The sequence below is a fragment of the Plantactinospora soyae genome (genome assembly GCF_014874095.1).
In the GTDB taxonomy this organism is placed as follows: Bacteria; Actinomycetota; Actinomycetes; order Mycobacteriales; family Micromonosporaceae; genus Plantactinospora; species Plantactinospora soyae.
Genome location: NZ_JADBEB010000001.1, coordinates 5,124,817 through 5,148,694 on the forward strand (window position 1 = coordinate 5,124,817; position 23,878 = coordinate 5,148,694).

General features: G+C 72.6%; 23 protein-coding genes. 20 read left to right on the plus strand and 3 right to left on the minus strand.

Going from position 1 to position 23,878, the window contains the following annotated elements; all coding sequences use genetic code 11:
- The first annotated feature begins 126 nt into the window (after positions 1–126).
- The 9 genes from H4W31_RS22760 to H4W31_RS22800 all read left to right on the plus strand — a co-directional run bounded on the left by H4W31_RS22760 (position 127) and on the right by H4W31_RS22800 (position 11,351).
- Entirely contained in the window at positions 127–339 is a 213-nt protein-coding gene (locus tag H4W31_RS22760) for a hypothetical protein (protein ID WP_192768501.1), read from the plus strand.
- 75 nt (positions 340–414) lie between these two features.
- Positions 415–1,956, plus strand: a complete 1,542-nt coding sequence (locus H4W31_RS22765) for a replication-associated recombination protein A (RefSeq protein ID WP_192768502.1) — start codon at positions 415–417, stop codon at positions 1,954–1,956.
- Positions 1,957–4,325: 2,369 nt separating this feature from the next.
- The gene (locus H4W31_RS22770) at positions 4,326–5,081 is read left to right on the plus strand and encodes a hypothetical protein (protein WP_404825728.1); all 756 of its coding nucleotides are present in this window, start codon (positions 4,326–4,328) and stop codon (positions 5,079–5,081) included.
- A 134-nt stretch (positions 5,082–5,215) separates the two neighbouring features.
- On the plus strand, positions 5,216–5,686 hold the full coding sequence (locus tag H4W31_RS22775) for a DUF948 domain-containing protein (protein ID WP_192768503.1): 471 nt from the start codon (positions 5,216–5,218) through the stop codon (positions 5,684–5,686).
- Positions 5,687–5,729: 43 nt separating this feature from the next.
- The gene (locus H4W31_RS22780; protein WP_192768504.1) at positions 5,730–6,035 is read left to right on the plus strand and encodes a hypothetical protein; all 306 of its coding nucleotides are present in this window, start codon (positions 5,730–5,732) and stop codon (positions 6,033–6,035) included.
- Positions 6,032–8,713, plus strand: coding sequence for an alanine--tRNA ligase (gene alaS, locus H4W31_RS22785; protein ID WP_192768505.1), 2,682 nt, complete (start codon positions 6,032–6,034; stop codon positions 8,711–8,713). Before H4W31_RS22780 ends, alaS begins: the two co-directional genes overlap by 4 nt.
- A 110-nt stretch (positions 8,714–8,823) precedes the next feature.
- Complete coding sequence (gene ruvX, locus H4W31_RS22790) at positions 8,824–9,285, plus strand: Holliday junction resolvase RuvX (RefSeq protein WP_192768506.1); 462 nt, start codon at positions 8,824–8,826, stop codon at positions 9,283–9,285.
- A complete protein-coding gene (mltG, locus tag H4W31_RS22795) occupies positions 9,282–10,508 on the plus strand; it encodes an endolytic transglycosylase MltG (protein ID WP_192768507.1) in 1,227 nt (408 codons plus the stop codon). Before ruvX ends, mltG begins: the two co-directional genes overlap by 4 nt.
- A 12-nt stretch (positions 10,509–10,520) precedes the next feature.
- Positions 10,521–11,351, plus strand: coding sequence for a shikimate dehydrogenase (locus tag H4W31_RS22800; RefSeq protein ID WP_192768508.1), 831 nt, complete (start codon positions 10,521–10,523; stop codon positions 11,349–11,351).
- A gap of 88 nt (positions 11,352–11,439) precedes the next feature.
- Here H4W31_RS22800 and H4W31_RS22805 read toward each other — a convergent pair whose 3' ends face one another.
- The gene (locus H4W31_RS22805; RefSeq protein WP_318783352.1) at positions 11,440–12,693 is read right to left on the minus strand and encodes a multidrug effflux MFS transporter; all 1,254 of its coding nucleotides are present in this window, start codon (positions 12,691–12,693) and stop codon (positions 11,440–11,442) included.
- Positions 12,694–12,852: 159 nt separating this feature from the next.
- Here H4W31_RS22805 and H4W31_RS22810 point away from each other — a divergent pair, with 159 nt between their 5' ends.
- From H4W31_RS22810 to H4W31_RS22820, 3 genes are all read left to right on the plus strand, one after another.
- A complete protein-coding gene (locus H4W31_RS22810) occupies positions 12,853–13,362 on the plus strand; it encodes a MarR family transcriptional regulator (RefSeq protein ID WP_192768509.1) in 510 nt (169 codons plus the stop codon).
- A gap of 154 nt (positions 13,363–13,516) precedes the next feature.
- Positions 13,517–14,695, plus strand: coding sequence for a chorismate synthase (gene aroC / locus H4W31_RS22815; protein ID WP_192768510.1), 1,179 nt, complete (start codon positions 13,517–13,519; stop codon positions 14,693–14,695).
- Entirely contained in the window at positions 14,695–15,210 is a 516-nt protein-coding gene (locus H4W31_RS22820) for a shikimate kinase (RefSeq protein WP_192768511.1), read from the plus strand. The genes aroC and H4W31_RS22820 overlap by 1 nt, the downstream gene beginning before the upstream one ends.
- Positions 15,211–15,259: 49 nt before the next feature.
- On the opposite strand, the gene H4W31_RS22825 is transcribed toward H4W31_RS22820, so the two are convergent.
- Positions 15,260–16,006, minus strand: a complete 747-nt coding sequence (locus H4W31_RS22825; protein WP_192768512.1) for an alpha/beta fold hydrolase — start codon at positions 16,004–16,006, stop codon at positions 15,260–15,262.
- 82 nt (positions 16,007–16,088) lie between these two features.
- Here H4W31_RS22825 and H4W31_RS22830 point away from each other — a divergent pair, with 82 nt between their 5' ends.
- The 5 genes from H4W31_RS22830 to nusB all read left to right on the plus strand — a co-directional run bounded on the left by H4W31_RS22830 (position 16,089) and on the right by nusB (position 19,844).
- On the plus strand, positions 16,089–17,069 hold the full coding sequence (locus H4W31_RS22830; protein WP_192768513.1) for a helix-turn-helix transcriptional regulator: 981 nt from the start codon (positions 16,089–16,091) through the stop codon (positions 17,067–17,069).
- 122 nt (positions 17,070–17,191) lie between these two features.
- Complete coding sequence (gene aroB / locus H4W31_RS22835; protein WP_192768514.1) at positions 17,192–18,268, plus strand: 3-dehydroquinate synthase; 1,077 nt, start codon at positions 17,192–17,194, stop codon at positions 18,266–18,268.
- Positions 18,265–18,729 (plus strand): type II 3-dehydroquinate dehydratase, encoded by a 465-nt coding sequence (aroQ, locus tag H4W31_RS22840; RefSeq protein ID WP_192768515.1) that lies wholly within the window; start codon positions 18,265–18,267, stop codon positions 18,727–18,729. Before aroB ends, aroQ begins: the two co-directional genes overlap by 4 nt.
- A 123-nt stretch (positions 18,730–18,852) precedes the next feature.
- Complete coding sequence (gene efp, locus H4W31_RS22845; protein WP_192768516.1) at positions 18,853–19,410, plus strand: elongation factor P; 558 nt, start codon at positions 18,853–18,855, stop codon at positions 19,408–19,410.
- Positions 19,411–19,433: 23 nt separating this feature from the next.
- On the plus strand, positions 19,434–19,844 hold the full coding sequence (nusB, locus tag H4W31_RS22850) for a transcription antitermination factor NusB (protein WP_192772324.1): 411 nt from the start codon (positions 19,434–19,436) through the stop codon (positions 19,842–19,844).
- Positions 19,845–20,171: 327 nt separating this feature from the next.
- Here the strand turns inward: nusB and bldD are convergent, their stop codons facing one another.
- Complete coding sequence (gene bldD / locus H4W31_RS22855; protein ID WP_101366736.1) at positions 20,172–20,660, minus strand: transcriptional regulator BldD; 489 nt, start codon at positions 20,658–20,660, stop codon at positions 20,172–20,174.
- Between the two features lie 284 nt (positions 20,661–20,944).
- Between bldD and pyrR the strand changes: the two genes are divergently transcribed.
- From pyrR to H4W31_RS22870, 3 genes are read left to right on the plus strand one after another with little or no spacing between them, the layout of a single operon-like run.
- On the plus strand, positions 20,945–21,526 hold the full coding sequence (gene pyrR / locus H4W31_RS22860) for a bifunctional pyr operon transcriptional regulator/uracil phosphoribosyltransferase PyrR (protein WP_318783353.1): 582 nt from the start codon (positions 20,945–20,947) through the stop codon (positions 21,524–21,526).
- Entirely contained in the window at positions 21,526–22,452 is a 927-nt protein-coding gene (locus H4W31_RS22865) for an aspartate carbamoyltransferase catalytic subunit (protein ID WP_192768518.1), read from the plus strand. The genes pyrR and H4W31_RS22865 overlap by 1 nt, the downstream gene beginning before the upstream one ends.
- Entirely contained in the window at positions 22,449–23,831 is a 1,383-nt protein-coding gene (locus H4W31_RS22870) for a dihydroorotase (protein WP_192768519.1), read from the plus strand. The genes H4W31_RS22865 and H4W31_RS22870 overlap by 4 nt, the downstream gene beginning before the upstream one ends.
- Positions 23,832–23,878 lie beyond the last annotated feature (47 nt).

Below are 23,878 nucleotides of genomic sequence, written 5' to 3' on the forward strand. Positions count from 1 at the left end.
CGGCGCGGGCTCGCCGGAGCGATTCCCGGAGATCCGTTCGGAATCTGGTCCCGCGGGGTGGATTGGCGGACCTCACCGTCGGGTACATCCTGGCCGACCTACTGGAACCCCCGCCGGGAGGAATTCATGCTCGCCTACATCGCCGCCGGCGTCTTCGCCTTCGCGCTGTTGCTGGATCTGTTCGACGAGAACCTTGGTGCCCCTGACCTGTTCAACTTTCCCACTCTGGTGCTGATCGGTCTGCTCTGCCTCGCCCTCTACCTCGCCGGGGTGGGACGTGGCCCGGGCACCGCGGGTGGCGGCGGGCGGTGGCGGGGCCGCCGGCCAGGTCGGGGCTGATTTGCGCCGGATCACGACCGGCCCGGGTATCGGTGCATTTCCGGCACCGATAACCGGGCCGGTAATGTCTTCGTGATGGAGTCCGACGGCCTATTCTCTCTCGTCGATCCCGCCGGCGGACGTACCGCGCCGGCCGGGAGCGGCGCCGACGGCTTCACCGTACCGTCCGCGGACTCACCGCTGCCGGTACGGATGCGTCCGACCAGCCTGGACGAGTTGATCGGGCAGGACCATCTGCTGGCGCCGGGCGCACCACTGCGCCAACTGGTGACCGGGACGTCGCCGATGTCGGTGATCCTGTGGGGCCCGCCGGGCAGCGGCAAGACCACCATCGCGCACCTGGTGGCGAGCGCCACCGAGCGGCGGTTCGTGGCGATGTCGGCGCTGTCGGCCGGGGTGAAGGACGTGCGGGCGGTGATCGAGACCGCTCGTCGCGAGCGCCGGGCCGGCGGCCGCCCCACCGTGCTCTTCATCGACGAGGTGCACCGGTTCAGCAAGACCCAGCAGGATTCGTTGCTGGCCGCGGTCGAGGACCGGACGGTGACGCTGCTCGCGGCGACCACCGAGAATCCGTACTTCTCGGTCATCTCGCCACTGCTGTCCCGGTGCGTACTGCTCACCCTGCAGCCACTGGACGACGAGGCGGTACGCGGACTGCTGCGCCGCGCCGTCGTCGACGCGCGCGGGCTCGGCGGCACGTTGACCCTCGCCCCGGACGCCGAGGACCACCTGGTCCGGCTGGCCAGCGGAGACGTACGCAAGGCGCTCACCGCGCTCGAGGCGGCGGCCGGTTCGGCGCGGGCGTTGGGCGGGACCGTGATCGACCTCGCCACCGCCGAGCAGGCGGTCGACGTGGCGGCGGTCCGCTACGACCGTGACGGGGACGCGCACTACGACGTGGTCAGCGCGTTCATCAAGAGCATGCGGGGCTCCGATGTGGATGCCGCGCTGCACTGGCTGGCCCGGATGCTGGTGGCCGGCGAGGACGCCCGGTTCATCGCCCGCCGGATCGTCATCTTCGCCAGCGAGGACGTCGGGATGGCCGATCCGGGTGCGCTGAGCGTGGCGACCGCCGCCGCGCACGCGGTGGAGTACGTGGGCCTGCCGGAGGTGCAGCTCAACCTCGCCCAGGCGGTGATCCACATGGCCACCGCACCCAAGTCCAACTCGGCGACCACCGCGATCGGCGCTGCCATCGGGGACGTACGCGCCGGTCGGGGCGGCTCGGTGCCCAGGGCGCTGCGCGACGCCCACTACGCCGGATCGCGGGGACTGGGACACGGCACTGGGTACCGCTATCCGCACGACGACCACCGGGGCGTGGTGACCCAGCAGTACGCGCCGGACGACCTGGTCGGGGTCGACTACTACCAGCCGGGCGCACACGGCGCGGAGCGGGCGGTCGGTACCCGGCTGCCGCTGCTGCGCCGGATAGTCCGGGGGCAGCCCACGCCGCCGCCCGACGACGGCGTACGCCCGGCGAACGGGGTACGTCCGGCGAGCGACGACGTACCGACCGGCGAGCAGGCCGGCGCGGGCAAGGTGACGGAAGGGGCCGTGAACGGCACGGTGACGGCAGACGGCGGCGGGACATCCGCGGGGGAGGAACACCAGTGAAGTCGCGCGGTTCGGAGCGGGGCGAGGAAGGCCACGACGAGCGGCGGGAACCACGGGGCAAGGGCCGCCGATGGGGTCGGGGAAAGCCGGAGGCGGCGGCGGCACCCGAGGAGCCGGAGGTAAGCGGCGAGGAGCTCGGTTGGATCGCCGACCTGCGTACCGCCAAGGAGCAGCAGGCCGACATCGGCCCGGCCGGCGGTACCTCCGCCGACCCACCCGTGCGGCCGCCGAGCGCCTACGACCTGTTGCCGGATCTCGGACCCGACGGCGACGGCCCGATGGCGCCGCCGGGGGCGGCTCCGGCGGTCGAGCCCGTCCGGGGCCGGGGTGCCGACCCGTCGCCGCCGCCCGGAGCACCGGCACCCGACCGGCGCGCGGCGGACTCCGCCGAGCCAGGTCTGCCCGCCCGGCCCGGCGAACCCCGGCCATCGGCGGTGCCGCCCGGCCCGCCGGACCGGCCGTCGGTCGTGCCGGCCCCACCACTTGGCCGTCCCGGCCGGATGAACGATCCGGCGGCGACCGAGCCGGGCCGTCCGGGAGCCTGGCCCGGCCCGGCCCCGGACCGGCGTCCACCGGCCGAGCGCGTCGAGCCGACCAGCACCGGACCGGTTGCCGGGCCCTGGCCCGGTGAGCCGGGTGCTTCCCGGCCCGGTGCCACCCCCTGGCCGGGTGAGCCGGGCGGCAACGATCCGGGTGCTGCCCGACCCGGTGCCGCGCCCTGGCCGGGCCAGCCAGCCGGCAACGATCCGGCGGACACCGCCGCACACCGGCCCCGGCACGGGACCGCGCCGGTCGAACCGGCGGGACGGCGGGCGGCGCCACCGCCACCTGCCACCGGGCCGGTCGGCGGTCGGCACGGACGTCCGCCGGTTTCCCCGGCCGGCGACTTCGGTCCGCCGGTCCCACCGGGCGGCGAACCGGGGCTGGGCAGCGGTTCCGCGTCCCCCGGGGGCCGGTTCGGAGTCCCCACCGGACCGGCGGCCGGCGACGTCGTCGTACCCGGTTCGGGAAATGCGCCACCGCTCCCGACCGGACCGGCCACGTCCGGACGGCCGGACCACGACGACGCGGCGGCCCGCTCGGCCGGACCCACCGGAGGACATCCGGCCCGGCCGGCGGACTGGATCCGCAGGGCCGGTCGGGGCGGTTCCCGGTCGGCCACCCCGACTCCGACCGGCGGTTTCGAACCGCCCGTTCCGGGTTCCGGAGCCGGACCGACCGGATTTCCGCCGGCGTCCGGTGTTCCGGCCGGTCCCGGCCAGCCGGCCGGCCCCGGCAGGCCTCTCGACCGGCCCTCGGCCGGCCCGGACGCCGAGCGTCCCGGACGCGAGGGCGGTCGGCACGGGGCACCACCGAACGTCGATCCAGAGACCCTGGGCAGGGTTCCCCGGGGTCGACCGGCCGGCCCACTGTCGACGGACGACGGCCCGGGCGGCGGCCGGCACAGCGGGCCACCGCCGGTCGTACCCGGCCGGCACGGCGCCGTGTCACCGCCCGGCGGTACCGGCGCCCGGGCCGACATCCCGGCGCCCGGCGGTCCCGGGCGGTCGGTTCCGCCGGTTCCGGGCGGTCCCCGGGGCGGCGCCCCGGTGGGCGGTCCGGCCGCCGCCGGCGGCCTGCCGCGTGCCGGTGCCGACCCCCGGGCCGACGTGGCGCCGACGAGCGGCGCCGCGACGCCGCCGGGTGTCGCACCACCTCGTCGGTCCCCGATCGAGCCGGCCGGACGGGATGCCCTGCGGGGTGCCCGCTCGCCGGTCGAGCCGGCCGGACGGGATGCTCTGCGCAGTGCCCGCCCTCCGGTCGACCCCGCCGACCGGGGTGCCGTCCGGCCCCCCGGACCGGGGCGCGTCGACGGCGGGCCCCCCGGCCGCGCGCCAGGCCCGGCCGGTGGTCCGGGCGAGGGTCCGGGCGGACCCGCCCGGGCGCCGGGTGGCCCCGGCGGACCCGCTGGTCCCGTCGGGTCGGGGCGGGCAGCCGCCCCCGTCCGACTTCCGGCGGCCCCGCCCCGGACCGGGCCGGTCTCGGCGCCGACCGGCGGGGCGTCCCCGGCCGGTCCGGGTGCGGCTCCCCGGCCCGCGATGGGCGAGGTCGGCCGCCCGGTGGCCGCCGCGGCCGCCGTCCGGCCCGCCCCGGGGGTACGCCCCGACGGTCTGCTCCGGCCCGACGGCCCAGTCCGACCCGACGGTCCGGGCGTACGCCCCGACGGTCCGGGCGTACGCCCCGACGGTCCGGGGGTACGACCGGACGGCCCAGCACGACCCGACGGCCCGGTACGACTCGACGGCCCGGCTCGCCCGGCGCTGCGGCCGGAGGGTCCGGGGCGGCCCGACGGTCCAGGACGCCCCGAGGGTGCGATCCGGTCCGCTGGCATGCCCGCCCGTACCGAGTCGTCCGTCGGCGTGCTGCCGGACCGGCCGCCGGGCACCGAGGAGTCCGATCCGGCGTCGGCCGGTGTGGAGCCGGTGCGGGGTGCGCGGGCCGAGATCCGCCGTCAGCTCCGGGAGCAGCGGCGGTTGAAGGCCATCGCCCTGCTGCTGGCGAGCCTGCTGGTGCTGGGCGCGCTGCCGATGTACTTCGGTCTCCGGGCCGCCACCCGCGACCCCGTGTTCAACTCCCTCGACGCGTTGGCGGTGCCGTCCTGGGCGGCGACCGACCCCGTCGACGGGGTGAGCGGCAGCCGGTGGTGCTTCATCGAGTGCCGGTTCCGGGAGCGGACCGCGCAGTCTGACCGGGCGTGGGAGGAGACGGCGGAGGTCTACCGGACCGCGCTGGGGCGTGAGGGTTGGCAGCCGTGGAAGGTGGCCTACTGCCCCGAGCAGGAGGTGCAGGGGCACTACACGTGCTGGCGCCGGGACGAGTTGACGCTCGACCTGTGGGTACGGCAGCCCGCCTGTCAGGCCGTCCCGGCGGGGCAGCCCGTTCCCGGTACGACACCGGACGCGGCCGCCCCCGAGGCCGAGAACTGCGACGGATCGCAGGTATCGATCAAGGTCAGGAACGCGATCGCGGACGAGCGGTTCGGTCCCCAACCGAGCACGGATCCGTCGCTCACCGGTGAGGACCCCGATTCGCTCCTCACCGGTGATCCGCTGGGTGGGCTGACGCCCACACCGACCCCGTCGTGAGGCCGGCGATCGTCACCGACGGTAGGGTTGGATATTGGTGCTCCGATGGACGCCCCGGGCCGGTCGCCGGCCGGCGGCGGGTGTCCGGGTGAGACGGTCGCGCGATTCGAGACGGTGCATAGAGGAGGACACGGGTGGACGCTGGAGAGATCGGCCAGATCGCCGCGCTCGTCGCGGCCGGGGCATTCCTGATGCTGGTGTTGGTGCTGGCCAGGCCCATCTGGCGGCTGGGTAGCACCGTGGACGCGGCCACCCGGGCGATCAACGACATCAACGACCGCAGCGCCCCGCTGCTGGCCAACATGAACGTCACCGTGGAGAACGTGAACACCGCACTGGGACAGGTGCACACCTCGCTGGACGGGGTGAACATCCAACTCGCCAAGATCGATACGATGACCGGCCACGCCCAGAACGTCACCGCCAACGTCGCCAACCTGGCCACCGTGGTCTCCGCCGCCGCGGCGAACCCGCTGGTCAAGGTCGCGGCGTTCGGCTACGGCGTCCGCAAGGCCGCCTCGGCGCGCCGGCACGCCGAGCAGGAGCGCGAGGTCCGTACCACCCTCAAGCAGCAGCGCCGGGCCAGCCGACGCGGCGAGCGCTGAACCCGCCGCGCCCGGCACCGGGGGTACGAGGAAGGATGAGGCCATGAAGCGACTGCTCTGGTTGGGCATCGGGCTCGCCGTCGGTGCGCTGGTCGTCCGCAAGGTGACCCGCACGGCGCAGGCGTACACCCCGGGTGGCATCGCCAGTTCGCTGTCGGAGTCCGCCGGCGGCCTGGTCCAGGCGCTGCGGGAGTTCGCCGACGATGTCCGCGACGGCATGGCCGAACGTGAGCAGCAGATCCACGAGGCGTTCGCCGAGGGCGTGGCGTTCGACGACCAGTTCGCCGAACTGCGCGAGGACCCCCGGATCGGCGACCGCGAGTTGTTTCCGGAGGAAGACACCAGATGAAAACGGCGGAAGTCAAGCGGCGGTACCTGGCGCACTTCGAGGCCAACGGGCACACCGTGGTCCCGTCCGCTCCGCTGCCGGCGATCGACGACCCGAACCTGCTCTTCGTCAACGCCGGCATGGTGCAGTTCGTGCCGTACTTCCTCGGTCAGCAGACACCGTCGTACCGGCGGGCGGTGTCGGTGCAGAAGTGCATCCGTACCCCGGACATCGACGAGGTGGGAAAGACCTCCCGGCACGGCACGTTCTTCCAGATGAACGGCAACTTCTCGTTCGGTGACTACTTCAAGGACGGCGCGATCTCGCTGGCCTGGGACCTGGTCACCAAGCCGCTGGCCGAGGGCGGGTTCGGGCTGGACCCGGAGCGGATCTGGCCGACCGTCTACCTCGACGACGACGAGGCCGAGGCGATCTGGCGGAAGATAGGGGTGCCGGCGGAGCGGATCGTCCGGCGGGGCAAGGCGGACAACTTCTGGTCGATGGGGATCCCGGGTCCGTGCGGGCCGTGTTCGGAGATCTATTACGACCGGGGCCCGGCGTACGGCGCCGAGGGCGGTCCGGCGGTCGACGAGGACCGGTACCTGGAGTTCTGGAACCTCGTCTTCATGCAGTTCGAGCGGGGTCCGGGCACGGACAAGGAGAACTTCCCGATCCTGGGCGACCTGCCGGCGAAGAACATCGACACCGGTATGGGCCTGGAGCGGATGGCGTCGATTCTGCAGGGCGTCGACAACCTGTACGAGATCGACGAGGTGCGGCCGATCCTGGACCGGGCGGCCGAGCTGACCGGGAAGCGGTACGGGGCGCACTCCGGGCACGCGGCGAGCGAGTCGCATCCGGACGACGTACGGCTGCGGGTGGTCGCCGACCACGTCCGGACCGCGCTGATGCTGATCGGTGACGGGGTGACTCCGGCCAACGATGGCCGGGGCTACGTGCTGCGCCGGATCATGCGTCGGGCGATCCGGGCGGTACGGCTGCTGGGCTGGCAGGACCGGGTGCTTCCCGAGCTGCTGCCGGTGGCCCGGGACTGCATGTCCCCGTCGTACCCGGAGTTGGCGACGGAGTTCGCGCGGATCTCGTCGTACGCGTACGCCGAGGAGGACGCCTTCCTCTCCACGCTGCGGGCCGGTACCACGATCCTGGATACGGCGATCGCCGAGACCAGGTCGGCGGGGGGTGCCCGGCTCTCCGGGGACAAGGCGTTCCAGCTGCACGACACGTACGGCTTCCCGATCGACCTGACCCTGGAGATCGCGGCCGAGCAGGGCCTACAGGTCGACCAGGACGGGTTCCGCCGGTTGATGGCCGACCAGCGGAACCGGGCGAAGGCCGACGCGCAGGCCCGCAAGACCGGGCACGTGGACCTGTCCGCGTACCGGACGGTGCTGGATGCCGGCGGGCCGGTGCAGTTCACCGGGTACACCGAGGTGTCCCGGGAGTCGTCGGTGCGGGCGCTGCTCGGCGCCGGTGGCAGTCCGGTCGAGGTGGTCGGCGAGGGCGAGACCGTCGAACTGGTGCTGGACGTGACCCCGTTCTACGCCGAGGGCGGCGGTCAGCAGCCCGACGTCGGCCTGATCACGGTCGGTGGCGGCCAGCTCGAGGTGCTCGACGTCCAGCAGCCGGTGCCGGGCCTGATCGTGCACCGGGCCCGGGTGGTACGCGGCGAGGTACGCGCCGGCGAGGCCGGGCTGGCCGAGATCGACGTGACCCGGCGCCGGGCGATCTCCCGGTCGCACACCGCCACCCACCTGGTGCACCAGACGATGCGGAACTTCCTCGGCGAGTCGGCGACCCAGGCCGGTTCACTGAACGCCCCGGGCCGGCTGCGGTTCGACTTCAACACCGCGACCGGGGTCTCGCCGAGCGTGTTGACCGACGTCGAGCAGCAGATCAACGAGGTGCTCCTCGCCGACCTGGAGGTGCACGCCTTCATCACCTCGCAGGAGGAGGCGCGTCGGATCGGCGCGATGGCGCTGTTCGGCGAGAAGTACGGCGAGGAGGTCCGGGTCGTCGAGGTGGGTGACTACGCCCGCGAGCTGTGCGGCGGTACCCACGTCGCCCGCTCGGCGCAGCTCGGCCTGGTCAAGATCCTCTCCGAGTCGTCGATCGGCTCCGGGGTACGCCGGGTCGAGGCACTGGTCGGCCTGGACGCTTTCCAGTTCCTGGCCAAGGAGCACCTGCTGGTGTCCCGGCTGGCCGAGCTGTACCGGGTGCCGGGCGACCAGGTCGCCGACCGGGTCGAGCAGACCATCGCCCAGCTGCGGGACGCCGAGCGCGAGTTGGAGAAGCTGCGGGCGCAGATGGTGCTCGGTGGTGCGGCGGCGCTCGCCGCGGCGGCCCGGGATCTGAGGGGCGTCGCCTACGTCGGTACCGAGGCGCCGGAGGGCGCGGCGGGCAACGATGTCCGGACTCTCGCCCAGGAGATCCGTGGCAAGATCGACCCGGCCCGTCCGGCGGTGGTGGCGGTGGCCGCCCGCTCCGGCGGTAAGGCGTCGCTGGTGGTCGCGGTCAACGCCGCGGCGAAGAACCAGGGCGTGTCGGCGGCCGCCCTGGTCAAGGGGGCGCTCTCCGGTCGGGGCGGTGGCAACGCGGACCTGGCCCAGGGCGGTGGTCTGCCCGCTGGCGAGGCGCCGAGTCTGCTGGCCGCGGTCGAGAAGGCGCTCGCTGAGGCGTGACTTCCCGGTTCTGTTGCTCCCCGGCGGGCCGTTGTGATTGGATCTCCAGCCACGACGGCTCGCCGGTTCGGGCTGACCCTGGCCGTGACCCGGTGAAGCGGAGGATGTGAATGACCGGACCTTCCCGTGGCGTACGGCTGGGCGTGGACGTCGGCCAGGTGCGGGTGGGCGTGGCGGTCTGCGATCCGGACGGGATCCTCGCCACCCCGCTGGTCACGCTGGCCCGAGACCTCAAGACCGGTATTGATGCGGTTCCTGCCGATATCTCGGAAATCGCGCGGCTCGTCGAACTGCACGAGGTGGTCACGGTCGTGGTGGGTCTGCCGGTGACACTCGCCGGTGGACACGGACCCGCGGCGAAGCACGCGACGGCGTACGCCCAGCGGGTCGCGGCGGCGGTAGCCCCGGTGCCGGTGGATCTGGTGGATGAGAGGATGTCGACGGTCGTGGCTTCTCGTAGGCTGGCCGAGCGGGGCGTCCGAGGAAGACGGCAACGGGCGGTGGTCGATCAGGCGGCCGCGGTGGAGATTCTGCAGAGCTGGCTAGACGGGCAGCGGAGGCGGACAGGATGATCGACGACTTGGAGCTCGCGTTCGACGAGCGCGCGGAGAAGGGACGGCATCGACCCGGCGCGCGGCGCAAGCTGAACAAGAAGAAGAAAAAACGTGGTGGACGCGGGAGGACCATCACCGCGCTACTGATGGCGTTCGTGCTGCTCGGCGTGCTGGGCGGGGTCGGCTGGTACGGCTTCGACCGGGTGCAGGGCTACTTCGTCACCCCGGACTACGACGGCGGTGGTACCGGCGAGGCCCAGATCCAGATCCAGCAGGGGCAGAGCATCGCCGAGATCGCCAACACCCTGGTCGTGGCCGGTGTCGTGAAGAGCCCGAAGGCCTTCATCGAGGCGGCCCAGGCGAACTCGCGCAGCCAGAACATCCAGCCGGGCGTGTACAAGGTCCGCAAGGAGATGAACGCCGAGGCGGCGCTGGGCCTGCTGCTGGACCTGAAGAACAAGCTCGTGAACGGCTTCCTCGTCAAGGAGGGCGCCACCTCCACGACGATCTTCAAGGCTCTGGCGAAGGAGACGAAGCTCCCGGTCAAGGACTTCCAGGACGCCGCGAAGGACCTGAAGGGGCTCGGCATCGCGGACTTCTGGTTCAACCGCAACGACGGCCAGCCGGTCAAGAAGTCGATCGAGGGCTTCCTGTTCCCGGACACGTACGAACTCGCGCCGAACGCGACCGCGGAGGCCATCCTCAAGGAGATGGTGCAGCGGTTCATGTCGGTCGCCGAGGACATCGACTTCGTGAAGACGGTCGAGACCAAGCGGGGCGGAATCAGCCCGTACGAGGCGCTGATCGTGGCCTCGCTGGCCCAGGCCGAGGCGGGGAACGAGGTCGACCTCGGCAAGGTCGCCCGGGTGGCGTACAACCGGATCTACAGCGAGAACCACTACTGCAAGAACGGTAACGGCCTGATGAACTGCCTCGAGTTCGACGTCGGGGTCAACTACTACTGGGAGTTGACCGGCAAGAAGACCAAGACCTCCGGGCAGATGACCAACGCCGATCTGTTCGACAAGAAGAACCCGTACCGGTTGCACGGCAAGAAGGGCCTGACGCCCACCCCGATCAACAATCCGGGCAAGAAGGCGTTGGAAGGGGCGATGAACCCGCCGCCGGGCAAGTGGCTGTTCTTCGTCGCGGTCGACAAGGAGGGCCGCTCGGAGTTCGCGGAGACGAACGAGCAACACGAGCGGAACATCGCGAAGGCCAGAGAGAACGGCGTGCTCTGAGGTGACGACGACGTGAGCGTGGAGCGCCGGGCGGCCGTGCTCGGAACGCCGATTGCCCACTCGCTCTCTCCGGTGATCCACAACGCCGGCTACGCCGCGGCCGGGCTGACCGGCTGGTCGTACTCCGCGATCGAATGTGCCGAGGCCGAGCTGCCCGACCGGGTGGCCGGCCTCGGCCCGGAGTGGGCCGGGCTGTCCCTCACCATGCCGCTGAAGGAGGCGGCGCTCGCGGTGGCCACCGAGGTCTCCCCGGTCGCCGCCGCGATCGGCGCCGCCAACACTCTGGTACGTCGTCCGGACGGCACCTGGGCCGCCGACAACACCGACGTTCCCGGCATGGTCGACGTGCTGACCGGGGCCGGGGTGCCGGCCGGAGCCGAGGTGCTGCTGCTCGGCGCCGGTGGCACGGCGCGGGCCGCGCTGGCCGCCGCCCTCGAGTTGAAAGCCAGCGGGGTCACCTGCCTGGTCCGACGACGCGCGGCCGGCGAGGAACTGGCCCGGCTGGCCGATCGGCTCGGGGTGCCGTTCGAGATCAGGGACTGGGTCGACCCCGGTGACCCGGGCCGGGCGGAGCTGGTGATCTCCACCGTGCCGCGTGGCGCCGCCGACGGTTTCGCCGGGGCGGCCGGTTCCTGGCGTCCCGAGACCGTGGTCTTCGACGTCGTGTACGACCCGTGGCCCACCCCGCTCGCGGCGGGCGCGGCGGCGGCCGGTTGCCGGATCGTCTCCGGCCTCGACCTGCTGCTGGCCCAGGCGGTCGGGCAGTTCGAGCAGTTCACCGGCGTCGCTGCCCCGGTGCCGGCGATGCGTACCGCACTCGAGGCGGCCCGCGCGGCGCGCTGAGTCGTCGCCCGTCGGCGCGCGGCGGGTCACCTGTCGCCGCTGACCCGACGGTCCTGCCGTCGACCCCCTGGACCCGGCTCGCGTACGGCTATCCGGAGACGGTGGAGGCGGCCGGGCTCGGCCGGCGGTCCGGTTCCGGATCGGCCGCCGTACGCCCACGGGCGAGGGTGAAGACGACCAGCACCGACAACGCGGTGCTGCCGAGTACGACCATCGCCATCGGCGTCGCGCTGTCGTCGGGTCCGAGCCCGGTCAGCGGCGCGATGGCGGCGGCGATGGCCAGTTGGAGTGCGCCGAGTACCGCGGCGGCGGTGCCGGCGTGCCCGGGGTGGCGGTCGAGCGCCAGGGCCAGCCCGTTGGGCAGTGTCATGCCGACGCAGGCGACGAAGACGAAGAGCGCCGCCACCACCGCCGGCAGGTTGTCCGCGACCGCTCCGACGAGCAGGACGGCGCCGGCGACCAGGCTGGCCAGCAGGGCGGTGCCGAGTAGTCGGCGGGTGCTGAACCGGTCGAGCAGCCGGGCGTTGAGCTGGCCGACCGCGGTCATCGCGGCGGCGTTCACCGCGAAGATCAGGGTGAACACTCCGGCGGAGAGCGCGAACACGTTCTGGATCACGAACGACGATCCGGAGATGTAGGCGAAGAGCGCGGCGAACGCCAGGCCCTGGGTGAGCACGTAGCCGAGGTAGATCCGGTCGGTGAGCAGCGCCCACATCGCGCGGACCGTACCGGGCAGGCCGGCGGTGTTGCGCCGCTGGGCGGGCAGCGTTTCCGGCAGCCACCAGGCGACCGCCGCGAGGAGCAGCGCGCCGATCACCGCCAGGGCGACGAAGGTGACCCGCCAGGAGCCGAACCGGAGTACCAGGTTGCCGAGGGCCGGCGCGGCGACCGGTGCGACCCCGAAGATCAGGATCAGCCGGGAGAAGTACTTCGCCGCCGCCACCCCCGAGTAGAGGTCCCGGACGATGGCCCGGGCGACGACGACGCCGGTGCCGCTGGCCACCCCCTGGGCCAGTCGGAGCGCGGCCAGCGACTCGGGCGACGGCGCGAACGCACAGAGCAGACTGCACACCGTGTACGCGGCGACGCCGATCAGTACCGGCCAGCGGCGGCCCCACCGGTCACTGAGTGGTCCGGTGACCAGTTGCCCGAGGGCGAGGCCGAGCAGGAAGGTGGTGAGCGAGAGCTGCACCTCGGCCTGGGTGGCGGCGAGATCCTCGGTCATGTCGGGAAATGCCGGCAGGTACATGTCCAGCGACAGTGGACCCACGGCGGTGAGGGTGCCGAGCAACAGCAGTAGCGGAACGCCTCCGGTCCGTGCTGCCGTGCGCGGTGTGCCCACCAGTTCCCCCTAGTCTTGGGATAGACGACACAATAGCTCTGTCGACAGAGCTATTGCGATGTGAAGTAGCTGACGCCGGCCCCCGACGCCGCGCGGCTGACCGTGGCGTGACGCGCCATGACGGCGCGTCAGCACAGGACGAGGCGGCGGGAGCCCGAGATGACCGACGACGGTACGGCCGGAGCGGCGGCGGCGCTCGGCAGCGCCCTGGCCGACCTGAACCGGGTGCTGCGTCGCTCCACGAGTCGCCGTACCGGCCGGCCTCCGTTGTCCGACGCCCAGGTCGAGGTGCTGCGACTGGTGGAGCGGTGGCCGGAGATCAGTGTCAAGGAGACGGCCGAACGACTCCACACCGCCGCCAACACCGTCAGCACGCTGGTCGGCGATCTCACCGGAGCCGGGCTGTTGGAGCGCGACCGGGATCCGGACAACCGCCGGGTGGTCCGGCTCCGGCTGACCCCGGCCGCGCGCGGCCGGATCGGCGAGTACGTCGCACACCGCCGCGACCTGCTGCTGGACGCGCTCGACCGGCTCGACGACCAGGCCCGGCGGGACATCCTCCGGGCCGCTCCGCACCTGCACCGGCTGGCCGGTGTGCTCGCCGACCAGGAGGGCGGCGAGCAGCAGCGCACCGATACCGCGCGCCGAGAACCGGAGCGCCGGCCCTGAACCGTCGACGCCACGCGGCCGGCCCTCGGGAGCCTGCCGAAGCGACGTCGTCCGTAGAGCGGGACGGTCCGGGCGGTGCGCAGTGGCGGGCGCGCTCCGTGCCAAACTTGACCGGCGGACGGCCGGCCCGGCCGCGGCGAGGAGAGGGTTGGTCGTGTTGCGCTGGTTGACCGCAGGAGAGTCCCATGGCCCCGCCCTCGTCGCGCTGCTCGAAGGGCTGCCGGCCGGGGTCGAGGTGACCAGCGAGGAGATCGTCCGCGAGTTGGGCCGCCGACGGCTCGGCTACGGCCGGGGCGCCCGGATGGCCTTCGAGCGGGACGAGGTCGAGATCATCGGTGGTCTCCGGCACGGTGTCACCCTGGGCAGCCCGGTGGCGGTCCGGGTGGGCAACTCCGAGTGGCCGAAGTGGCGCACGGTGATGTCCGCCGATCCGGTGGATCCGGTGGAACTGGCCGGCCAGGCCCGCAACGCCCCGCTGACCCGCCCCCGCCCCGGGCACGCCGACCTGGCCGGCATGCAGAAGTACGGCCACACCGACGCCCGGCCGATCCTGGAACGCGCCAGCGCCCGGGAGACCGCGGCCCGGGTCGCGGTCGGCACCGTCGCCCGGGCCCTGCTCCGGCAGGCGTTCGGCATCGAGATCGTCTCGCACGTGGTGGAACTCGGTTCGGTGGCGGCCAAGCCGGGCCTCCAGCCCCGTCCGGAGGACGCCGAACGGCTCGACGCCGACCCGCTGCGCTGCCTGGACCCGGAGGCCAGTGCCCGGATGGTCGCCGAGGTCGACGCGGCCAAGTCGGACGCCGACACGCTCGGCGGCATCGTCGAGGTCCTCGCCTACGGCGTACCGCCGGGCCTGGGCAGTCACGTCCAGTGGGACCGCAAGCTCGACGCCCGGCTCGCCGCCGCGCTGATGTCCATCCAGGCGATCAAGGGAGTGGAGATCGGCGACGCCTGGCAACAGGCCCGGTCCCGGGGCTCGATGGCGCACGACGAGATCGTTCCCACCGCCACCGGGGTACGCCGGGTCACCGACCGGGCCGGCGGTCTGGAGGGCGGAATCAGCACCGGCGAGCCGCTGCGGGTACGCGCCGCGATGAAGCCGATCTCCTCGCTGAACCGCGCGCTGTCCACCGTCGACGTCAGCACCGGAGAGCCGGCGACCGCGATCAACCAGCGTTCCGACGTCTGCGCGGTGCCCGCCGCCGCGGTGGTCGCCGAGACGATGGTCGGGCTGGTGCTCGCCGAGGCGGCGATGGAGAAGTTCGGTGGCGACTCGGTCGCCGAGATCCGCCGCAACCTCGCCGGTTACCTGGACAACCTGGTGATCCGCTGATGGCGCCGGTGTGCGTACTGGTGGGCGTGATGGGCGCCGGCAAGACCAGCACCGGACTGCTGGTCGCCAGCGGCCTCGGGGTCGACTTCCGGGACACCGACAGCGACATCGAGGCGCGGGCCGGCAAGCCGATCCCGGAGATCTTCGTCGACGACGGCGAGGAGCACTTCCGTACCCTGGAACGGGACGCGGTGGCGACGGCGCTGGCGTCCTTCGACGGGGTGCTGGCGCTCGGCGGCGGCGCCATCCTGGCCGAGGAGAACCGGGCGGCGCTGGCCGGACACCGGGTCATCTACCTGTCGGTGGAGCTGACGGACGCGGTCAAGCGGGTCGGTCTGGGCACCGGCCGGCCACTGCTCGCGATCAACCCCCGCGCCACCCTGAAACACCTGCTCGACCAGCGGCGCCCGCTCTACACCGAGGTGGCCAGCCAGACCGTGGTCACCGACGGCCGGACCCCGGAGCAGGTCGCCGAGGAGATCCTGGCGGGGCTCGCCAACGACCGCGTCGGCTGACTGGCCGACCGCCCCGAGGGACGGCCGGCCAGCCAGCCGGGACCGGGCACTACTCGGTGCCGACCGGGACCTTCCGCCCGATCCGGTCCAGCAGCTCGGTCAGACCCTTCGGCTCGCTGAACATCGGCCAGTGCCCGGTCGGCAGGCCGTAGAGGTCGGCACCGGTCAGCCCGGCGAAGAACGGGTTCCCCTGCTCGATCATGTCCCGCACCATCTCGACCGGAAAGGTGCAGGCGATCAGCGCGGTCGGCACCGTACCGTCGCCGGACAGTCGTACCGGGGCGGTGGCGGTACCCAGCGGTTGCCCGGTGGCCCGGCTCCGGAGCAGGTCCAGGATCTCGTCGTCCAGCCCAGCGAGGTTGGTCGGATCCTCGGCCGGATTCCAGGCCGGCGGCGGCACCAGCTGGCCATCGCCGATCAGCGCCCGGAGCCGCTCCTGCTCCTCCGGCGGGTTGGTGTCGAACTGCGCGACGCCGTCCGGCAGCGGCCCGCTGTCCAGGTAGACCACCCGGGCCAGCCGCTCGGGAATCCGGTCCGCCGCCTGCTCGACCGGCATCCCGCCGCCGGAGTGCCCGACCAGCACCACGTCGCGCAGGTCCTCCACCTCGATCAACCGGACGATGTCGGTGGTGTGGGTGTCGAGGTCGACGTCGGGGCCGGCGAGGTGGGCCCGCTCGGCCAGCCCGGTCAGGGTCAGCGGGTGGACGTCGTGCCCGGCCGCCCGCAGCCCGGCGGTCACCTCGCGCCAGGCCCACGCGCCGAGCCAGAAGCCGGGGACGAGAACGAACGTCGCCATCTGTATCTCCTTCGATCTGCCGTTGTGCCCTAACGGTAGAGTCGAATCCGGACGACTTCCGCCCGGATTTGGAGTGTGACCCGTGCCACATCCGGCCGCTCGGGTGCTGGGCATGCTGGAACTGCTCCAGAGCCATCACCGGCTCACCGGCCCCGACCTCGCCGCCCGGCTCGACGTCGACGAGCGGACCGTCCGCCGGTACGCCCACACGCTGGTCGAACTCGGCATCCCGGTGCTCGCCGCCCGGGGCCGGTACGGCGGGTACCGGTTGCAGCCCGGCTACAAGCTGCCGCCGCTGATGCTGACCGACGACGAGGCGGTCGCCGTCGTACTCGGACTGGTGGCCGCCGAACAGTTGGGCCTGGGTACCGCCGCGCCGGCCACCGGGCTCGCCCAGGCCAAGATCCGCCGGGTGCTGCCCGCGCCGCTCGCCGACCGGCTGGACGCCGTACAGGAGACCCTCGGGTTCAGCCTGCGACGGCGGGCGGACAGCCCGAGGCCGGCCACCGCGACCCTGCTCGCCCTGGGCGCGGCAACCCGGTCCCGGCACCGGGTCAGCATCGGCTACCGGTCCTGGGGCGGCGAGCCGTCACAGCGCGACCTCGACCCGTACGGCCTGGTGTTCCACTCCGGCCGCTGGTACGTCACCGGCCACGACCACCTACGCGGCGAGATCCGTACCTTCCGACTCGACCGGATCGGCTCGGTCGACGTCGGCACCACGACGTTCTCGGTGCCGGACGGGTTCGATCCGGTCGGCCACGTCACCCGGTCGCTGGCCGGAGTGGCGTACCGGTGGGAGGTGGAGGTGCTGCTGGAGACCGAGTTGGAGCAGGCCCGACGCCGGGTGCCGCCGAGTGTCGGCGAGCTGACCGCCACCGAGGACGGCATCCTGCTGCGGACCCGGGCCGAGGACCTGACCGGGATGGCGCAGTTGCTCGCCGGCCTGGGCTGGCCGTTCACGGTCGTACGCCCCGACGAGCTGCGCACCGCCGTCACCGGGTACGCCGCCCTGCTCGCCGGCTACGCGCAGCGACCGCCGAGGCCGGTCACGCCCGCCTGATCCGTGGCCGCCGCCCGACGAGTCCGGCCGAGGAGATGGTTCCCGGTCGAACGGCTCGACGGGATCGTCTGCGGGCACGCCGGGGCGACTCCCGTCGGTGCGGGCCACTACGCTCTGAGCCGATGGACGACTTGACCCGCATCCCGGTCGGCGGCGATCGACCGTACGACGTACTCGTCGGCCGGAAGCTGCTGGCCGCGCTGCCGCCGCTGCTGGACGGCGCCGAGCGCGTCGCCGTGCTGCACGCCCCGCCGTTGCGCGCGCAGGCCGACGACCTGGCCGAGCGGCTGCGTGTCGCCGGGATCCGACCGCTGACCGTGCCGGTTCCGGACGCCGAGGCCGGCAAGAGCATCGAGGTCGCCGCGGCCTGCTGGGACCGGCTCGGCGCGGCGGGGTTCACCCGGACCGACGCGGTGGTCGGGGTGGGCGGTGGTGCCGTCACCGATGTCGCCGGCTTCGTGGCGGCCTGCTGGCTGCGCGGGGTGCGCTGGGTGCCGGTGTCGACGTCGCTGCTCGGCATGGTCGACGCCGCCGTCGGCGGCAAGACCGGGGTCAACACCGCAGCCGGAAAGAACCTGGTCGGCGCCTTCCATCCGCCCGCGGGCGTGCTCTGCGACCTGGCGATGCTGGACTCGCTGCCGCCGGTCGACCTGGTGGCCGGCCTGGCCGAGGTGGTGAAGTGCGGCTTCATCGCCGACCCGGTCATCCTCGATCTGATCGAGGCGGATCCGGCGGCGGCCGTCGACCCTGCCGGTCCGGTGGTCCGGGAGCTGGTCGAGCGGGCAATCCAGGTCAAGGCGGATGTGGTCACCGGCGATCTGCGCGAGGCCGGGCAGCGGGAGATCCTCAACTACGGCCACACCCTCGGGCACGCGATCGAGAAGGTCGAGGGGTACCGCTGGCGGCACGGCCACGCGATCTCGGTCGGCCTGGTCTACGCCGCCGGGCTGGCCCGGCGGGTCGGCCGGCTGGACGAGGCGACCGCGGCCCGGCACCGGACGTTGCTCACGACGCTGGGCCTGCCGACCTCCTACCGGGCGGACGCCTGGCCGGAGCTGCTGGCGGCGATGCGGGTGGACAAGAAGACCCGGGGCAACCGGCTGCGCTTCGTGGTGCTGGACGGGCCGGCCCGGACCGGCGTCCTCGACGGCCCGGACGACGACCTGCTGCGCGACGCGTACGCGGAGGTGGCGGCATGAGGGTGTACGTGCTCAACGGGCCGAACCTGGGCCGCCTCGGCACCCGGCAGGTCGACGTGTACGGCGTGACCAGCTACGCCGACCTGGTGGCGAGTTGTCAGGCCGTCGGTCGGGACTGGGGGCTGGACGTCGAGGTACGGCAGACCGACGCCGAGTCGGAGATGCTCGGCTGGCTGCACGCGGCGGCCGACGAGGAGGCGGCGGTGGTGCTGAATCCCGGCGCCTGGTCGCACTACTCGTACGCGGTCCGGGACGCCTGCGCCCTGCTGCGCGGCCCGTTGGTCGAGGTGCACATCTCCAACATCCACGCCCGGGAGGAGTTCCGGCATCACTCGGTGGTCTCCGCCGTGGCCACCGGGGTGATCTGCGGCCTCGGTGTCGACGGTTACCGGCTGGCCCTGATCCACCTGGCCCAGCGTCTGGCCGGAACGTCTGGTCCGGTGCCGCCGACGGGCGGTTGAGCGGCGTCACGGCCGAGGCGATGGCCCGGCGGGAACCCCGGCGAGAACCGAGACAAGATCAACTGGACTCTCCTTGTAGACTTGCCGGATCTCCGTCCGCCTAATTGAAGATCAAGGCAGGAAATGGCCACCACCAACGACCTGAAGAACGGTCTGGTTCTCAACCTCGACGGCGAGCTGTGGGCCGTCGTGGAGTTCCAGCACGTCAAGCCCGGCAAGGGCGGTGCGTTCGTGCGCACCACGCTGAAGAACGTGCTGTCTGGCAAGTCCGTCGACAAGACGTTCAACGCGGGTACCAAGGTCGACACGGCCACCGTCGACAAGCGCACGATGCAGTATCTGTACGCCGACGGCGAGGACTACGTCTTCATGGATCTGGAGACGTACGACCAGATTCCGGTCCCCGGCGGCACGGTTGGCGAGGCGGCCAACTACCTGCTGCCCGAGGCGGAGGCGATCGTCGCCACCCACGAGGGCGTGCCGCTCTACCTCGAGCTGCCGACCAGCGTGGTGCTGGAGATCACCTACACCGAGCCGGGTCTGCAGGGTGACCGGTCGACCGGCGGCAACAAGCCGGCGACGGTCGAGACCGGCGCGACGGTCCAGGTGCCGCTCTTCATCACCACCGGTGAGAAGATCAAGGTCGACACCCGCGACGGCCGCTATCTCGGCCGCGCCTGATGGCGGAGGGCCCCAAACAGCAGATGCCGGCCCGCCGTAAGGCGCGGAAGCGGGCACTGGACGTGCTCTACGAGGCGGACATGCGGGCCCGCCCTCCGGTCGAGGTGCTGGCCGGCTATCTCCAGCGGTTGGAGCAGCCGCGCCCGGAACACCTCGGGTACGCGATCGGCCTGATCGAGGGCGTGGCGGCGAACCAGGCGCGGATCGACGAGCTGATCGACAGTTACGCCGAGGGCTGGACCCTCGACCGGATGCCGGCGGTCGACCGTAACCTGGCCCGGATCGCCATCTACGAGCTGCTCTACGTCGACGAGATCGACGACGCGGTGGCGATCAGCGAGGCGGTCGAGTTGGCGCGGCAGATGTCGACCGACGACTCGCCCCGGTTCCTCAACGGCATCCTCGGCCGGATCGCCGAGTACGCGACCCGGTAGCTCGGGGCGCCCGTCGTTTCCGGCCCTGACGTCCGGTCTGCGGCCCTCCGTCCGTCCCGTCCCGTCTGTCCCCGTCCGGGTGGCTGGCGCGGCGTGGGCGCGGTGGCGGAGGGTCGCGGGCGAGCGGCGACGAGGCGTGCCGGAGTGATCTCCGAGCCGGGGCGTCCGGTGTCGGCGTTCTTCGGAACACGACGGGCGGCCTTCCCGGGCACGATCGTGCGACGTACCGGCCCGAAGCGCGCCGTACCGGTCCGAAGTGCGGCGCATCGCCCCGGAATGGCACAACGGGGCCCGTGCCGGCTCGGCACGGACCCCGACAGTGGGGGATCAGGACGCGAAGAGCGCCCGGGGGTCGGCGACGAGGACGCCGTGTTCGGTGAGCCGCTCGATCAGCCCGGAGGGTGACGAGTCGTAGACGATGGCGAGCGCCCGAAGGTCGTCCGCGCGAATCGACAGCACCCGCCCGTTGTAGTCACCCCGCTGCTGCTGGATGGCTCGGGCATAGCGAGCGACGTACGCGAGGTCCTCGGACGCCTCGTCGTACAGCCGCTCAAGGTCGAGCACGATCTTGTTCGTCGGCTCGTGCCGGACACCGCTGCCGTCCGGCAGCAGTTCCGAGACGGGCACCCGGTAGAAGTCGGCGAGCTCGGCGAGACGCGACACCGTGACGGCGCGGTCCCCCCGCTCGTACGAGCCGACGACGACGGCTTTCCACCGCCCGTTTGACTTTTCCTCCACCCCCTGCAGGGACAAACCCTGCTGCTGACGGATAGAGCGCAGACGCGCGCCCAACGACTTGGCGTATTCAGAGGGCATTCGGCACTCCCAGTGCTGGTCGGGGATCTCCCCAGCGATCGCTACGGAGCGTGACGGTACGGGGATTGCGACACGTGGTCAAGTGCTAGTTACCTACCTATTACAAAGATCGTGTTCTCAAGGGCGGTTTCGTCTCGCTGATCCGACGGTCAGTGACCCGCCACGGCCGGCCCTGTGGCCAGTGGTAACGTGGCTGGAGCCCCGGCCCGCGCCGTCCGCTGGTGAGCGCCGGAATCCGACGTCCTTTAACGACCCGTCCCGTGAGGCGGGGAAGGGGGTCCGCCGTGGCGTACCCGCAGGCTGCTCTACCGCCGCCGGTCTCACCACCGTCCGTGAAGGTCATCCTGACCAGCGCCGAACTGGCCCGGGTGGTGGACCGGATCGCACACCAGATTCTCGAGAAGACCCAGGGCGCCGCCGGCACCGTGCTGCTCGGCATTCCCACCCGAGGGGCCCCGCTGGCCCACCGGCTGGCCGCCCGGATCAACGCCTTCGAGGACATCGACGTACCGGTGGGTGTGCTCGACATCACTCTCTACCGCGATGATCTCCGCCGCCACGCGGTCCGGGCGATCGGACCGACGGAGGTGCCCGCCGAGGGGATCGACGGCAAGCGGGTGATCCTGGTGGACGACGTCCTCTTCTCCGGCCGTACCGTGCGGGCCGCCCTCGATGCGCTCAGCGACATCGGGCGGCCGAGTTCGGTGCAGCTCGCCGTGCTGGTCGACCGGGGCCACCGCGAGCTGCCGATCCGGGCCGACTACGTGGGCAAGAACATCCCGACGGCGCTCGCCGAGAGCGTCAAGGTGACGCTCGCCGAGACTGACGGCGCCGACGAGGTCAAGTTGATCGGAGGCGCGGCGTAGTGCTGAAACACCTGCTCAGCGGGGCGGATCTGGACGCCGCCACCGCCACGCTGATCCTGGACACGGCGGGTGAGATGGCCCGGCTGGCCGGCCGCGAGGTGAAGAAGCTCCCCGCGCTGCGTGGCCGTACCGTGGTCAACCTCTTCTACGAGGACTCCACCCGGACCCGGATCTCCTTCGAGGCGGCGGCGAAGCGGCTCTCCGCCGACGTGATCAACTTCTCGGCCAAGGGCTCCAGCGTCTCCAAGGGCGAGAGCCTGAAGGACACCGCGTTGACCCTCCAGGCCATGGGCGCCGACGCGGTGGTGATCCGGCACCCGGCCTCCGGTGCGCCGCACACGCTGGCGAACTGGGTCGACGGCTCGGTGCTCAACGCCGGGGACGGCACCCACGAGCACCCGACGCAGGCGCTGCTCGACGCGTACACCATGCGGTCCCGGCTGGGTCGGGTCGCCGGGCTGTCGGTCGCGGTGGTCGGCGACGTGCTGCACAGCCGGGTGGCCCGGTCGAACGTGCTGCTGCTGGCCACCCTCGGCGCCAAGGTGACCCTGGTCGGGCCGCCCACGCTGATTCCGGTCGACATCGGCACGGCGCTGGCCCCCGGCACCGAGGTGTCGTACGACCTCGACGCGGTGCTGCCCACCTCCGACGTGGTGATGATGCTGCGGGTGCAACGGGAGCGGATGGCCGACTCCTACTTCCCCTCCGCCCGGGAGTACGCCCGGCGGTACGGGCTGGACGGGCCACGGATGCGACGACTGCCGGACCACGCGATCGTCATGCATCCCGGCCCGATGAACCGGGGGATGGAGATCGCGCCCGAGGTGGCCGACTCACCCCGGTCCACGATCGTCGAACAGGTCACCAACGGTGTTTCCGTCCGGATGGCCGTGCTGTACCTGCTGCTGGGGGGAATGAACCGATGAGCGACTCAACTGCCGGCGGTGGCCGGTCCGCGTACCTGATCCGGGGGGCCAGGGTGGTCGGCGCCGAGCCGACCGACCTGCTGGTCACCGGCGGCGTGGTGACGCAGGTCGGGCGGGGGCTCGACGCCCGCGGCGCGACGGTCGTCGACGCGGACGGGCTGGTCGCGCTGCCCGGCCTGGTCGACCTGCACACCCACCTGCGCGAACCGGGCCGGGAGGACGCCGAGACGGTCGAGTCGGGCTCCCGGGCGGCGGCGCTGGGCGGCTACACCGCGGTGTGCGCGATGGCCAACACGTCACCGGTCGCCGACACGGCGGGCGTGGTCGAGCAGGTCTGGCGGCTCGGCCGCGAGGCGGGCCTGGTCGACGTGCAGCCGATCGGCGCGGTCACCGTCGGGTTGGCCGGCGAGCGCCTGGCCGAGCTGGGCGCGATGGCCGACTCCGCCGCCCGGGTCCGGATCTTCTCCGACGACGGGCACTGCGTGGCGGACCCGCGGCTGATGCGCCGGGCGCTGGAGTACGTCAAGGCGTTCGACGGGGTGATCGCCCAGCACGCCGAGGAGCCCCGGCTGACCGAGGGCGCCCAGATGCACGAGGGCGAGGTGTCGACCCGGCTGGGTCTGACCGGCTGGCCGGCGGTGGCCGAGGAGGCGATCATCGCCCGGGACGTGCTCCTCGCCGAGCACGTCGGCAGCCGGCTGCACGTCTGCCACCTCTCCACCGCCGGCAGCGTCGAGGTGCTCCGGCACGCCAAGGCGCGCGGCGTCCGGGTCACCGCCGAGGTGACCCCGCACCATCTGCTGCTCACCGACGAACTCGTCGGCGGCCGGCGGGAGATCGTCAGCCCCGCCCTCGCCGACCCGGCGGGCCCGGCCCTGCGCAACGCCGGGATCACCGGGGCCGGCTACGACCCGGTCTTCAAGGTCAACCCGCCGCTGCGGACCGCCGCAGACGCCGCCGCGCTGCGGGACGCCCTGATCGAGGGGATCATCGACGTCGTCGCCACCGACCACGCCCCGCACGCGCTGGAGGACAAGGAGTGCGAGTGGGCGTACGCCCGGCCGGGCATGCTCGGCCTGGAGACGGCGCTGTCGGTGCTGCTCTCCGTACTCGGCGAGCGGTGGGACCTGATCGCCGAGCGGATGTCCCGGACCCCGGCCCGGATCGCCGGGCTGGTCGAGCACGGGCGTGACCCGGCACCGGGCGTACCGGCCAACCTGACCCTGGTCGACCCGGCGGCCCGCCGCACGGTCGATCCCGGCGAGCTGGCCAGCCGCAGCCGCAACACCCCGTACGCCGGAATGACCCTGCCCGGCCGGATCGTCGCCACCTTCCTGGCCGGCGAGCCGACGGTACTGGACGCAAAGGCGGTGAGGTGATGCGAGCGAGGAGTGAGCTTGCGAGCCCCGCAGTCCGGATCGGAGGC